This is a genomic window from Acinetobacter sp. Tr-809, assembly GCF_011753255.1.
In the GTDB taxonomy this organism is placed as follows: Bacteria; Pseudomonadota; Gammaproteobacteria; order Pseudomonadales; family Moraxellaceae; genus Acinetobacter.
Genome location: NZ_VWVZ01000004.1, coordinates 151,626 through 164,622, shown reverse-complemented (window position 1 = coordinate 164,622; position 12,997 = coordinate 151,626). Strand labels below are relative to the sequence as shown.

Sequence of the window (12,997 nt, the reverse complement as noted above, 5' to 3'; positions counted from 1 at the left end):
AATAAATTTAGCCTTTGCTTCATATCAATACCGAGATCTATTTCTACTTACAACAATGCAACCTGTGGAAAAATTGCATCTTTGAGTTCAAACTCATTGTTAGGATTGACTATCCCTACGGTTTTATCACTTAAATAAAGTTGATAAGCACTTTCAGCAAGTTGTTCTGCTGTCATTAAAACTGCACCGTTATACAATTCATTGATATCGATCCCACTACCATCTGCGGCAACGTTATGAAACTCACTTTGCGTTCCAGCGGGAGCAAGTACTTTAGCTCGTAATTTTTTCCCTTGGGTACGCAGGCTAAAATCGACACCCTCTGTGAATGAAGAGACATAGAATTTAGTGGCACAATATGGAATCGCTACATCAACTTCAGCATATCCCCCTACAGATGACACATTGATTAATACCGCATCTTCATCCACATAGTCTTTGATATAACGCAAAGACAAATCCGTCAGCGCACGAACATTCAAATCCACCATATTCATCACTTTACTTAGATCTGCATCCCAAGCTAAGTCATAGTCACCAAAGCCTGCATTATTAATCAGTACATCAATTTTATGATGCTTAACCGTGTCATATAACTCAGCCGTTTGCCCTGATACGGCTAAATCAAAGATCTGATTTTCTACTTGGATTGAATAACGACTTTCTAAATCCTGCTTGATCTGTTCCAGTGCCTCTTGTCTACGAGCAACCAAAATTAGATTAAAGCCTTGTTGAGCGAATTGATAAGCAAGTGCTTTACCAATACCCGCACTTGCACCTGTAATTAAAGCTGTTTTCATTTTAAGTCTTACCTATTGAATTAATAATCAGTACTTCGAGTTAAAGCTTCGTGCTGCTTAATTTCATCTAAATGAGACGTCAAGGTTGGCATCACATAGTCAATTGCATCATTGCCAATCAATAGCTGTTTCGGTGGATTATCCATTGCAGCCACTTGCATCACCACTTGTGCCAATTTGGCAGGACTGCCTTGTTGCTGCCCATCCGCAGCCGACATCAATGCCTTGGTATTACCCAATGCTTCATAATCGTCATGTAAATGCGTCCCATATTGTGTTGAACTTTCACTTAAAAATTCAGTACGGAAAAAGCCTGGCTCAATCGCAGTAACCTTAATTCCAAATGGTGCAACCTCATCTAATAAAGCCAAACTAATCGCTTCGACTGCGAACTTTGAAGCTGAATAAAACACCGCATTGGCAACTGCTTTTACTCCAGCAATTGAAGACGTATTGATGATATGACCTGAACGTTGCTGGCGCATGATCGGCAAGACTGTACGGAGTACGTTGGATGTGCCAAAAACATTGGTGGCAAATTGCTGTTCAATTTGTGCTGCGGTTACTTCTTCAAAACGTCCCAATAACGGATAACCAGCGTTATTGACTAAGACATCTATACGACCAAAACGCTTTAATCCAATCTCTACAGCGGTTTTAACCTGCTGTTCATCACGAATATCAAGTTCAACCAACTCAATCTGATCACTCGGTAAATTTGAATAAAGCACCTTGAGTTTGCTTAAACTTCTCCCTGTCGCAATAACTGAGTCCCCTTGCTGAATCGCTGCTTTAACAATTTCAACACCCATTCCGCGTGTTGTACCTGTCACAAACCAAATACGTTTCATTGTGCTACTCCAACATCTCGAAAAAAAACAGGCCACTTTAAAGTGACCTGTTGAGTTACTTTAAGTACAGTGTGATTAAAGTTTTGTGCTAAAGAATGGAACCAATTGGCCTACCGCTTCATCAACAAAATTTAGTTTGTCGTAGAGAGACATATGGTTGGCTCCGACTACAACATAAAGTTGTTTATCGGTACTTGCTGCACGATTAATCAAGTCCTCACTCATCCACTTACTGCCTGCTACACTGCCTGCAATCGCCAATAAGGGCTGAGTAAAAAATGCTTCAGCTTTGTTATAGGCATCGTAAGTAATGATTTGAGTTAAACTGCGTGCAGTAGCAAAACCCGGTGCATTTGGATGTTCCGCACGTGGGGTATGGTAATACTCCCATGCTTCACGCAATTCTTCATTTGGTGCATCTTCTTCTCTTAATGGTGCAAGTGGAATTGTTGCAATCTCGGCACCACTGGCATCTGAAGTTCGAGCATCTGTACCTGCTTGGATATAAGGGATCGCATCTGCATCTTTGACATTGTTCTCCCAGCCATTACGGAACATTTGACCAATGTTAACTGCACTGACCATACCCACCGCTTTAATACGGCGATCATTGATGGCTGCATTTGCGGTATAACCTGCACCTGCACAAATCCCCATCGCACCAATACGGTTATTGTCGACATAAGGCAAGGTAGTTAAATAATCAATCACAGCACTGACATCTTCAGTACGGATATACGGGTTTTCTAACTGACGTGGTAAACCTGTACTTGCACCTTGATATGAAGCATCGTAGGCAATTGTTACAAAGCCATGCTCAGCGAGCTTACGCGCATATAAACCAGCCGTTTGCTCTTTGACGCCACCACCTGGATGACTCACCACCACCGCAGGATAGGTTTTGCTCTCATCAAAACCTTCAGGGAAGTTAATTACTGCTGCAAGGGTAATCCCCTGACCATTATGATTTTGGATACTGATTTCTTTTGACATTTTGATTTCCTTTTAATTCAATTTTCTTAAATGCAATGATTAAAGATGTTCTTTAAAAAATGGGATTGCTTTCGCCAATGCTTTAGCAACAGGCTCAGGTTGATCGTACAACTCGTAATGTGACGTATTTTCTAAAACAAGCAGCTCTTTTTGTTTCGATGCTGCACGACGTACAATTTCATGGCCATCACGATATGCACCAAATGCTCCTGGCTTGTCGCCGATCACGACTAAGATCGGTTGTGTTAATAAAACTTCAGCCAAGTGAAATGCATCCCAACCCAAAGCCACACTCATACGAGAAAATAAGGCACTGGTTGCACCATTCGGTTGCTGACCGCGCGCAGTTTTATAGTAGTCAGTTGCTTCGAGAGGATCGATATCGGTAATTCCCGCTTTTTTACCTTCCTCTACGGATGGTGGTAGTAAATTATTCACCAACAATTCAGCACCACGTGCTTCAGCAGTACGTTGCTGTGCAATTGCTTCAAGCCCTTCGATCAAAGCTGCACCTGTTCCACCGTAACCTTCACGGGTCATACGACCAAAGTTCACACCCGTAATTGAAGTCACGGCTTTAATCCGTTTCTCCGTCATTGCTGTGTTGAGTACATAAGCACCACCACCACAGACGCCTAAAGCACCAATACGATTCTCATCAACAAAATCTTGGGTGACCAAATAATCGACGGCATAACGAATATCTTCAACACGGTGATATGGATTTTCTATAAAACGTGGTTCACCACCACTTTCACCTTGGAATGATGCATCAATGACCAGCACCACAAAGCCTGCGTCAGCTAATGCTTGACCATAAATATTGCCAGAAGTCTGTTCTTTACAGCTACCAATTGGATGAACGCTGACGATGGCTGGATACTTTTTACTTTTATCAAAATCATTTGGGAATAAGATATTGGCTGCTGATTCCCATGCTAGGTTTTTATATTTAACAGTTTGCATATTGAGTACCTCACTCGTGAATTATGCGTAACGACAATCCGTTTTAGATTGAATCTCTTTCTTTCTATGTATTCAGTATAGGATGATAAAACGTGATTGAATTGCCTATTTCAACAGGATTTTTGCCTATTTTGTTAGTCTTGTTTTACTTCTAATTTATATATGTTTTTCAACAATATGAAACAAAAAAAACCCATCATCCTGAAGAGAATCTGGGTTTGTTTTTTATTTGTAAAGATCTTGATTAAACCAGCTGTAAATCCTGAATATCACGTTGTGGTGCATTCCCAAATAAGCGCGAATATTCACGACTAAATTGTGATGCACTCTCATAACCAACCAGCCCAGCGGCATGGCCTACATCAAAGTGTTGATTCAGCATTAAATGTCGAGCTTCCTGTAAACGCAGCTGCTTTTGGTACTGCAACGGACTCATACCTGTAATTTCCCGAAAATGTTGCCTAAAGGTTGAGGGACTCATATAAACCTGCTCAGCCAAATCATCCATACGGATCGCCTGAACGAAATTGTGCTTTAACCAAGCGACAGCTTTAGCAATTTTTTGACTGACTGAACCGGTTTTAATCAATTGACGCAGATACACCCCATTGGGGCCAGTCAATAAACGAATCATGATCTCTTGTTGCAAGATTGGCGCAAGCTGCGGCAATAACACGGGCTCATCCAGTAAATTCACCAAGCGGCTAATCGCCTCGATCAACACATAGTCAACAGGCTGCACCCCGAATGAAGGTTGAGTTTTTTCTTTCAAGTTTAGCTGCCCCATCTCACTAACCATTTGAGTGACCATCGGGATATCCAACAATAGCATCAAACCAAGGAAAGGCTGATGCTTAGGAGCAGTACGCGTATGACTGATCACAGGTAGATCAATGGTCGTTAACATGGTTTGACCTGCTGTGTAGGTCAGCATTTGATCACCCACCATCACTTGTTTTTCACCCTGTAACACCACACCTAAACCCAAATTATAAATACAATGAGTGGCACTGGCGGTTGAGCGGCGATGCAGAGATAAAGATGGGATTGCAGTATCATGATCACCATCTGTTCGAATCAGATGATCAACTGTCTGTGCCAATGATGCAATCACTTGTTGGGTATCTTCATATTCAATCATTGCAATCCCTCTTTAATCATTACAGCAAATGAATTAAACACTTTCAGCTTGTTTAACAGGGAACCAACCTGCTGTTGCCTGAATAACATCTTGCAGCTTGTGAGGAATACTGAGCTCGGAAGCCTGTTCGAGATCTAGCTGTAAATTGATTTCATCACCACGACCACTCTGGGCTAACTCAACCCAATTCGGATTCATAATCAATGCTTGGCCAATGGCAACAGATGACAAACCTAAATCTAAAGCCTGCTGAGCTTGTTCGGGTGTCTTGATCTGTCCTGCCGCAATCACAGGCACACGTTGTGCGACATACTCAGCCACAACTTTTGCAATAACCCCAAGCTCTGGATCATTTACTGGAGTGGCATTCAAGACATTGCTTAATGACACATGCAGATAGTCAATCTGCTCATCAATCAAATGATCAATCAATTGCAAACTGTCTATAATACGCAGACCAGCTGCATCATATTCTTCCACCGAAATACGGTAACCCAATAAAAATGGACCTTTTGCATGTGCTTGGATTACGCGTTTAACTTCTTTCACGACAGCTAATGGAAATTGCATGCGTTTTTCGAGTGAACCGCCCCATTGATCATTGCGCTGATTAAATAAAGGCGAGAAGAAGTTCTGAATTAAGAAGCCATGCGCACCATGTAACTCAATGCCATCAAACCCAGCCTCAATTGCACGACGTGTGGTTTCTCCAAAGGCACGAATCGTTTCCAAGATTTCCTCATGGGAGAGTGCACGACTTTGTAATTGTCCATCATTAAATGGCCCCGCAGGTGCCTTTAACTCACTTGCACTGACCAGATCTGCGTGTGGAATCAAACTGGGAACAGCTTTATTACCTGCATGAAAGATTTGTAGAATTGCAGGGGCACCACCACTTTTTGCAGCCTTCGCAAGTTTTGCCAAACTATCGGTAAAACGGTCATCATAGGCTGCAAATTCATGGCTAAAACCAATACCGTTTTCTTGTACATGCGTACATCCCGTAATGACCAGCCCAACAGCTTGTGCACGATGGCGTATATAGTCCAACTCTTGTGTTGAAACAGTGTAGTCGTCATTACTCGACCAAGTGGTCATGGGAGCCATAATCACTCGATTTCGTAAGTGAATGCCTTGAGCCAATTGGAATGATTGAAATAACGCAACATTTGTCTTAGACATGGAAACATCCCACAAAATAAACTTCTCTTCTCATAAAAAGTATATGGGATGCACTTTTTCTCAGTTGCCTAAACTAAGCACTTATTTGCCTATTTTGCTGTTTCTCTTACTCAGAATTTATAAACTTTGTCGCATGCGCTGAACATCACGTTGTGGGGATTCACCAAACAAACGGCTATATTCTCGACTAAACTGTGATGCACTTTCATATCCAACTAAACCCGCTGCTCGCCCAGCATCAACATTCTGATTGAACATCAAATGACGGGCCTCCTGTAAACGCAACTGCTTTTGATATTGTAGAGGGCTCATCCCCGTCACAGCGCGGAAATGCTGTCTAAATGTCGATGGGCTCATAAAGGCTTTTTCTGCTAAATCATCCATACGAATCGGTTGTACATAATTATGTTTTAACCAGTTCACCACTTGATGGATCTTTTGATTGGTCGACCCCGATTTCACCAACTGACGTAAATATGCACCATGAGGGCCATTGAGAACCCTTACGATAATTTCTTTTTGAATTAAAGGGGCCAAATGAGTAAGCATCATTGGTTCATCCAATACTTTGACCAGCCTCAAAAAAGCATCAATCAAAGGCGTATCAACCGATTCCACACTAAATGAATGCTGTGGTAAATCTGCTGTAGGTGAGTCTACAACAGGCATATCGGCAACTACCTGATTTACCATCTGCAAATCAAGCAACAGCAAAACAGCTAAAAAGGGTTTCTGCGTGGAAGCATGGACAATATGAGATGTTACAGGTAGATCAATTGTGGTCAACATGCTCTGTCCAGCATGACAATGGTAGACTTGATCCCCAATAACGACTTGTTTTTGCCCCTGTAAAATCATGCCAACACCCAAATTATAGATACAGTGGGTACTATCTGTCGGGCTCATTCGACTGTGAAACGAAAGTTGTGGCAGTACTGAACAATGATCTCCCTGCACTTCAGCAAATCGTGAAACGATATGCGTGAGTTGATCAATATTTAATGTTCTTTCAACAGGACTTGCCATAAATGATTTCTTTATTCCAATAAAAAATTAAATTCACATACCACCATCAATCTTTCAATGCCTTAAAAAAGTCGATATGGTCTTGCATAAATGCTTATTCTATCTTCAAGATTTATCACGCGATCCTTCATCAGTAAATAAAGGTTTAGTAATCAATTTAAATAGATCTATCATCTTAAATAACTTTTAACACCTCATCCCATTTGGTGAGGTAACTCGGTGATTTATGATTTTGCGTCATCTGCCATGCACGTCCATGCGGACTAATCAAACGCCCTAGCGTCATGGTATCACGCCCAAACTTTTCATTAATACCATCAAAAGCCATAGACAGATTACGTCGGGCAATCAGCTCATCTGTATCATGGAATAAATCCACAGCATGACGATGCTGTGGAATAATATCCAACAAAATCACTTCCGCTTTTTTATAACGATGTCCCGCTTGAAAAATGCGATCAAGCCCCTGCTGTACTGCTTTGATAATTTCTAAACGATCGTCACTGTAGTCAGATAAATACACCACTGTATAAGGGCGATAATATTGATCTTTATTAAAGCGATTAGTACGGATGCTTACTCCAATGGCTTTACACAGTAATTTTTGCTGTCTCAAACGTTCAACCGCGCGTAAGCAAAATTCAGTCAATGCACCGCTTAAATCACTTTTATCTTGAATGGGTTGCCCAAATGAACGACTACTCAATACCTGTTGGCGGTCCGTTACTACATCCTCAAGTTCTAAACAAGCCATACCTTGCAACTCTTTGACTGTATTCTCCATCAGCACTGAAAAATACTTTCCCATCATTTTCGCATCCGCTTGCAACAAATCCATCACAGAGTAGATATTCATTTTTTCCAAGCGTTGTCGAATCTTACGACCAACGCCCCATACTTCTCCCACAGGCATATGCTGCAACAAATCTTCAATCACGCAGGGATCTTCAGCAATGATATTACACACGCTATTAAAGCAGGTATGAGTCTTGGCTAAATGATTGGCAAGTTTAGCTTGGGTTTTGGAATAGCCAATGCCGATACAGCATGGCAAGCCTAACCAGTTTTTGACGGTATCTAAAATCTGATGCGCATACGCAGTCAAATCATAACTTTGATGGTAGGCAGTTAACTCTAAAAAACACTCATCTATCGAATACACTTCCTGCTCACATGGGTCAACAAAACTCCCCAATATATTCATAAAGCGACGTGACATTTCCGCATACAGGGCATAATTACTGGAGAAAACCTCTACTTGATGCTGCCGAATAATTTCCTCAATTTGAAAAAAAGGCACCGCCATTCGAATACCAAGCTGTTTCGCCTCATAGGAACGGGAAACCACACAACCATCATTATTTGACAAGACCACCACAGGACGATTTTCTAGCTTTGGATTGAACACACGCTCACAACTGACATAACAGTTATTCACGTCAATCAAAGCAAAAATACGTTGTGGCAGGCTCATGGGCTTATCTCATTGGTTTTAGGTTATAAGTCACAACACCCCAGATCAGTAACTCTTGTCCCTCAGTAATATAAATATTTTGGAAGTCAGGATTCTCAGCTTTTAGCCATACTTTAGGTGGGCTAAAATGGTGATCAACCATCAACCGCTTCACGGTAAAATCATTATCAATCAAAGCAATAACAATATCTCCTGACTTGGCTGAAAGACTTCGATCCACCACCAACGGATCATCAATATCAATGCCAGCATCTAACATCGACAAAGAATTAGCTTTCACAATGAAAGTAGAATTTTCGTTACGAATTAAAAATTCATTTAAATCTAAAGCTTGTTCAACATGGTCTTGGGCAGGCGACGGAAAACCTGCAGCAACACGTTCCGTTGCCAGTGGAATGTGATAAAGTCGATCATTCTTAGCTTGGACATTCTGTATTTTCATTGATGTCGTCAAATCAGTTTGAGTGCCAGTTTTGACATTATTCAGTAACCAACTTTTGATGAAATCAACTTGGGATTCGGGAACACGGATGACTTTGGTCGGCTCACTAAATTGTGCCTTCCGTCCTGCATTGGTTCTTGCACCACCATGCTCAAATTCAATTTTTTTGGACATAATTTCCCCCTACCCAAGCTTAAAATACTTTCAATTAATTTAACTTGAAAAAGTTACAAATTCAAGTTGACGTACAATAAATTTTGCATAACAATAAATTCCATAGATCAGATTTTAGCTTGTTTAACTTAGACAAGGATGTAAAACAAACTAAAATTAATGTTTTAAATTAATAACTTATGAATTTTTAAACAAACATTAAAATATTAAGTTATTGATCTAATTCACTAATATTTTTGATTTTCGGCAGTTAGGTTTTATTCAAATATTTTTGATGTGGAGACATGAAAAATGAACAATCGACGTGATGCTATTCTTGGTTATGCTGACGAACAACATGCTTTCTTTATTCGCCTTATAGAGAACAATACCGTTCTAGGTGAAAGCTATGGATTATTTTGTGAAAATCAAAATAGTGAAGCCGCAGAAAGTATTATGACCACACTTTTTTTAAAGAAATCTTTTTGGCTCAATGGTTCAGAGTTTAATGACATTGTGAAAGGGCTTAACCCAATCCACTGATAAAAGGCATACCCCTCTTATGCAAGACGGATACTCAAAGAGCTTGTACAAACAGATCTAACATACAAGCTCTTTTCTCGTCACTCTAGCCTTACCCTTATATCGTTTTTCCAAAAGCGTTTGCATATCTCAAAGAAAACCCACCTATTTGAACATCCTTTGTGGGCCTTTTGTATAACAGTGTAATCGCTTTAATTTTAAATAAACCTTTTGTCGTTAACAGGTGCAACCAGTCGATAAATTTTTCCATCAGGTTCACTTTCAAACAGTAGATCCATATTTGGAAAAATAATATTACCTTCAACCTCAATATGCTCGACACGTTTAAAGAAAGGAATATTGTTATCTTCCAAGTCATTTAACTGTGCTACTACAACTGACTCATTCTCTTCTTGATCTTTAATAATTACTGTAATCTTATCCATAATAATTCTCCCAATAATATCGTTCATAGCACTATGGGAATTTTTTTTAAGCTTGTCGACTAAATGGTTGTAACAAGAGTTATAAGTATTATATTTTTATTAATTAGGGAATTAAGTACTTGAAATTATCGCCAAATTGACAAATTTCATTAATATTTAATTAACTAAACAGTTACAGTGATACCAAAAACGTTTCAAAATAATTCATCACTTGCTTCTTGTATCTTTCAAAAACTAATACATTACCAACGATCATATCAATTAGCATCATAAATCAAAGGTCATCTATTTAGTTGTTATATCAACAGATACTGGTTTGGGTGCTTGGTTCTTTTCTAAAGATTTATCACTACTTTTTTCGACTTCATTTTTTAATTCAAGATATTGCCTTGCATCTTCCCGACGATGAATTCCGCCTAGTTTTAAAGCCTGCGTATCAACCTCATCATTGATGTCTGCTTGTTTAGTTGATTGGCGAATGAGTGACTCTTTTGTTTTCTCTATTAACAGAGGAGCAGATGTTTTTTCTACTTCCTTCACTGTAGCGATTTCAGTTGCTCCAATAAACGTCGATACAACCCCAATAGACATCAAACATAGTGCTCGCCTCATTCTCTATCTCATCCCTATTTTAATTTTGATACATCACTTTAACATGTTAGCTTAAGTAGATTGATTTAAATTTTATCCAACACTTTTCAGTACTAATCAGATCTATCCAGACATAAATAGTCTAGCGTAAGTTGATACTTATATTTAAAAATACCATTTCCTTACAATTCTATAGAAGTAATTTACTTCGTCGCTGTTCCTATGACTGGCTTATTTGAACCAGATTCAGAACCTGTTGATGAAATCGGCAATGTAATCACGCAGTACAATCTGATCTATACGAGTTGCAGATAGATAGTGACCGACAGCAATAATGCAACATTTATGCATAAATACCCAAAATATGAATCATCAATACATCAGATCACCATATTGATTTGAATTAGTACTCAAATAGGTTTAGTTTTTCGAATTTCTTCCAAACTGCTCAATATTTCCAGTTTAACTATATGACCAACCTGCAACTGACCTATGGTTCAGCTTGTTGGTCAATTTATAGAAATATTTGAATGAAATACTTAATGCGCTCTTCCCCATGTACTAATCAATGCTCTCATTTCATACGGTAAAATATTTTATTGACCACTAAATTTTTATATTTTTCAATATCTTTCTTAGGATAAAATTAGAATATTAATCACTCCTCTGTAGAGTTTTTAATGCTTATAAAAAGAACAGCAACAGACACCAAACATATTGTAAATAAATTTAGCAGGCGCATCTATAGGATATACATCTTGATCTCTTAAATAAAAAATTTCTCCATTATTCAATATTTTCAAAATATTATTTTTCCTTTTTAGTACCACACCTTCTCTTATTATTTTATAGACTTCTTCTGCATCAATTTCAAATTGATAAAAGAAAACAACATCACCCTCCTTAAAATCTTTCGATTCAAACCTCTTATATTTCCTACAACTTAAACAAATCCATTTTTTCATTATAACTGCTCTAAAAAGCAAAACCCATTATATAAAAGACGCCTGTTTAAAAATTAACAGCAAAGTATTAAAAAATTATCATTTAGTGAAAATTAAAATAACTTGTTGATTTTTATTATTATTTATAAAACATCAATATGCTTAAAATATCGAAAGCGTTTTGAGAAAAAATACATCATTTAGATTTCATGCAATGACAAGCCCCCTGATTGAACTTTGACTCAAACACAAATTGATATATTATAACATTACAATTAATTTCTTTTGTACAACCTTAGACTCATGCAAATTCCCCCTCAACGCTTACAAGCAATCGATGCTTTAAGAGGTTTAGTTATCCTCATTATGATGGTGGATCATGTTCGAGAAACCTTCTACCTCCACCATCAAGTGCCCGACCCCATGCTCATTACGCATACTGATGAATCACTGTTCTTGAGTCGAGTCTTTGCTCATTTATGTGCACCAGTGTTTGTCCTGTTAACAGGCTTATCCGCGTACCTCTATCAAGCCAAGAATAATATTGCGATGACACGCGATTTTTTGCTCAAGCGTGGGTTATTTCTGATTTTTCTTGAACTGGTTGTGATCAACTTTGCTTGGACGGGAAGCTTCCCACCCGATGTGATTTATTTACAGGTTATTTGGGCCATTGGTTTGAGTATGCTGGCTTTGGCAGCGCTAGTTGGCTTACCACGGCAAGCTTTATGGGCAGTCAGTCTTATTATTATTTTTGGACATAACCTGCTCGATCAGGTCTCGTTTGAAAATATCCCTATCCTACAAAATCTATGGATGGTTTTGCATGAACGAGGCTGGATTGAATTTGGAGAATTTATTCGATTTAGAACATCATATCCAGTTTTACCTTGGATTGGTGTGATCACACTTGGTTATTGTATTGGTACGATCGCATTTAAAGAAAATCGAGATACAAAACAAAGGAATCTGATATTACTCAACTTTGGTTTATGTAGTATTGGCTTATTTCTGGTCTTAAGATGGATCAACGTGTATGGCGATCAAGCATGGATTGTAATGCCAACAATTACCGAAACAACCATGAGCTTTATCAATTTAACCAAATACCCTCCATCTCTGCTCTTCATTCTATGGAATGTTGGTATAGGACTGCTGCTATTAGTGTTATTACAAAAATTTGAAGCTAAGCAATGGATCAAACCATTAATTGTCTTTGGCTCAGTACCGATGTTTTTCTATATTGTTCACCTATATGTACTGAAGGCTTTATACCTGATTGCCGTCAATATATTTGGAACAAATCAAGGAGAATACTTTGGTGTAAATCATGTTGCATCGCTTTGGTTGATTGCAATCTTGCTCAGTATCCTACTTTATCCATTGGTCCTTAAATTTTCAGACTTTAAGCATAGAAATAAGCATATTGCTTTGCTTAAATATTTTTAGAGCCCAAAGAAATGTTA

At 38.7% G+C, this 12,997-nt stretch carries 14 protein-coding genes; 2 read left to right on the top strand and 12 right to left on the bottom strand.

From position 1 onward, the window contains the following. Positions 1–47: 47 nt before the first annotated feature. The 9 genes from F3J02_RS10570 to F3J02_RS10530 form a co-directional block, all read right to left on the bottom strand. A complete protein-coding gene (locus F3J02_RS10570) occupies positions 48–800 on the bottom strand; it encodes an SDR family NAD(P)-dependent oxidoreductase (protein ID WP_167249113.1) in 753 nt (250 codons plus the stop codon). Positions 801–820: 20 nt separating this feature from the next. Continuing rightward, positions 821–1,651, bottom strand: coding sequence for an SDR family NAD(P)-dependent oxidoreductase (locus F3J02_RS10565; RefSeq protein WP_167249111.1), 831 nt, complete (start codon positions 1,649–1,651; stop codon positions 821–823). Positions 1,652–1,726: 75 nt separating this feature from the next. Next, positions 1,727–2,644 carry an alpha/beta hydrolase gene (locus F3J02_RS10560; protein ID WP_167249109.1) on the bottom strand — a complete coding sequence of 306 codons (918 nt, stop codon included), beginning with the start codon at positions 2,642–2,644 and terminating at the stop codon, positions 1,727–1,729. A gap of 39 nt (positions 2,645–2,683) precedes the next feature. Next, on the bottom strand, positions 2,684–3,610 hold the full coding sequence (locus F3J02_RS10555) for an alpha/beta hydrolase (RefSeq protein WP_167249108.1): 927 nt from the start codon (positions 3,608–3,610) through the stop codon (positions 2,684–2,686). Between the two features lie 244 nt (positions 3,611–3,854). Continuing rightward, a complete protein-coding gene (locus tag F3J02_RS10550; protein ID WP_167249106.1) occupies positions 3,855–4,751 on the bottom strand; it encodes an AraC family transcriptional regulator in 897 nt (298 codons plus the stop codon). A gap of 33 nt (positions 4,752–4,784) precedes the next feature. Beyond that, complete coding sequence (locus tag F3J02_RS10545; RefSeq protein WP_167249103.1) at positions 4,785–5,933, bottom strand: NADH-dependent flavin oxidoreductase; 1,149 nt, start codon at positions 5,931–5,933, stop codon at positions 4,785–4,787. Positions 5,934–6,050: 117 nt separating this feature from the next. Beyond that, complete coding sequence (locus tag F3J02_RS10540; RefSeq protein WP_167249101.1) at positions 6,051–6,959, bottom strand: AraC family transcriptional regulator; 909 nt, start codon at positions 6,957–6,959, stop codon at positions 6,051–6,053. 175 nt (positions 6,960–7,134) lie between these two features. After that, a complete protein-coding gene (locus tag F3J02_RS10535) occupies positions 7,135–8,433 on the bottom strand; it encodes a Y-family DNA polymerase (protein WP_167249099.1) in 1,299 nt (432 codons plus the stop codon). A 4-nt stretch (positions 8,434–8,437) separates the two neighbouring features. After that, positions 8,438–9,049, bottom strand: a complete 612-nt coding sequence (locus F3J02_RS10530; RefSeq protein ID WP_167249097.1) for a LexA family protein — start codon at positions 9,047–9,049, stop codon at positions 8,438–8,440. A gap of 291 nt (positions 9,050–9,340) precedes the next feature. Here F3J02_RS10530 and F3J02_RS10525 point away from each other — a divergent pair, with 291 nt between their 5' ends. Continuing rightward, a complete protein-coding gene (locus tag F3J02_RS10525) occupies positions 9,341–9,571 on the top strand; it encodes a hypothetical protein (protein ID WP_167249095.1) in 231 nt (76 codons plus the stop codon). Positions 9,572–9,768: 197 nt separating this feature from the next. Here the strand turns inward: F3J02_RS10525 and F3J02_RS10520 are convergent, their stop codons facing one another. From F3J02_RS10520 to F3J02_RS10510, 3 genes are all read right to left on the bottom strand, one after another. Further along, positions 9,769–9,996, bottom strand: coding sequence for a hypothetical protein (locus tag F3J02_RS10520; RefSeq protein WP_167249093.1), 228 nt, complete (start codon positions 9,994–9,996; stop codon positions 9,769–9,771). Between the two features lie 285 nt (positions 9,997–10,281). Then, positions 10,282–10,608, bottom strand: a complete 327-nt coding sequence (locus tag F3J02_RS10515) for a hypothetical protein (protein ID WP_167249091.1) — start codon at positions 10,606–10,608, stop codon at positions 10,282–10,284. A gap of 656 nt (positions 10,609–11,264) precedes the next feature. Continuing rightward, positions 11,265–11,552 carry a hypothetical protein gene (locus F3J02_RS10510; protein WP_167249089.1) on the bottom strand — a complete coding sequence of 96 codons (288 nt, stop codon included), beginning with the start codon at positions 11,550–11,552 and terminating at the stop codon, positions 11,265–11,267. Positions 11,553–11,834: 282 nt separating this feature from the next. Between F3J02_RS10510 and F3J02_RS10505 the strand changes: the two genes are divergently transcribed. Further along, the gene (locus tag F3J02_RS10505) at positions 11,835–12,980 is read left to right on the top strand and encodes a DUF1624 domain-containing protein (RefSeq protein ID WP_167249087.1); all 1,146 of its coding nucleotides are present in this window, start codon (positions 11,835–11,837) and stop codon (positions 12,978–12,980) included. Positions 12,981–12,997: the final 17 nt, after the last annotated feature.

Coding starts and splice junctions, on each gene's coding strand:
- F3J02_RS10570 (WP_167249113.1), bottom strand. CDS start 800: ATGAAAACAGCTTTAATTACAGGTGCAAGTGCGGGTATTGGTAAAGCA.
- F3J02_RS10510 (WP_167249089.1), bottom strand. CDS start 11,552: ATGAAAAAATGGATTTGTTTAAGTTGTAGGAAATATAAGAGGTTTGAA.
- F3J02_RS10550 (WP_167249106.1), bottom strand. CDS start 4,751: ATGATTGAATATGAAGATACCCAACAAGTGATTGCATCATTGGCACAG.
- F3J02_RS10530 (WP_167249097.1), bottom strand. CDS start 9,049: ATGTCCAAAAAAATTGAATTTGAGCATGGTGGTGCAAGAACCAATGCA.
- F3J02_RS10560 (WP_167249109.1), bottom strand. CDS start 2,644: ATGTCAAAAGAAATCAGTATCCAAAATCATAATGGTCAGGGGATTACC.
- F3J02_RS10525 (WP_167249095.1), top strand. CDS start 9,341: ATGAACAATCGACGTGATGCTATTCTTGGTTATGCTGACGAACAACAT.
- F3J02_RS10520 (WP_167249093.1), bottom strand. CDS start 9,996: ATGGATAAGATTACAGTAATTATTAAAGATCAAGAAGAGAATGAGTCA.
- F3J02_RS10540 (WP_167249101.1), bottom strand. CDS start 6,959: ATGGCAAGTCCTGTTGAAAGAACATTAAATATTGATCAACTCACGCAT.
- F3J02_RS10545 (WP_167249103.1), bottom strand. CDS start 5,933: ATGTCTAAGACAAATGTTGCGTTATTTCAATCATTCCAATTGGCTCAA.
- F3J02_RS10505 (WP_167249087.1), top strand. CDS start 11,835: ATGCAAATTCCCCCTCAACGCTTACAAGCAATCGATGCTTTAAGAGGT.
- F3J02_RS10515 (WP_167249091.1), bottom strand. CDS start 10,608: ATGAGGCGAGCACTATGTTTGATGTCTATTGGGGTTGTATCGACGTTT.
- F3J02_RS10565 (WP_167249111.1), bottom strand. CDS start 1,651: ATGAAACGTATTTGGTTTGTGACAGGTACAACACGCGGAATGGGTGTT.
- F3J02_RS10555 (WP_167249108.1), bottom strand. CDS start 3,610: ATGCAAACTGTTAAATATAAAAACCTAGCATGGGAATCAGCAGCCAAT.
- F3J02_RS10535 (WP_167249099.1), bottom strand. CDS start 8,433: ATGAGCCTGCCACAACGTATTTTTGCTTTGATTGACGTGAATAACTGT.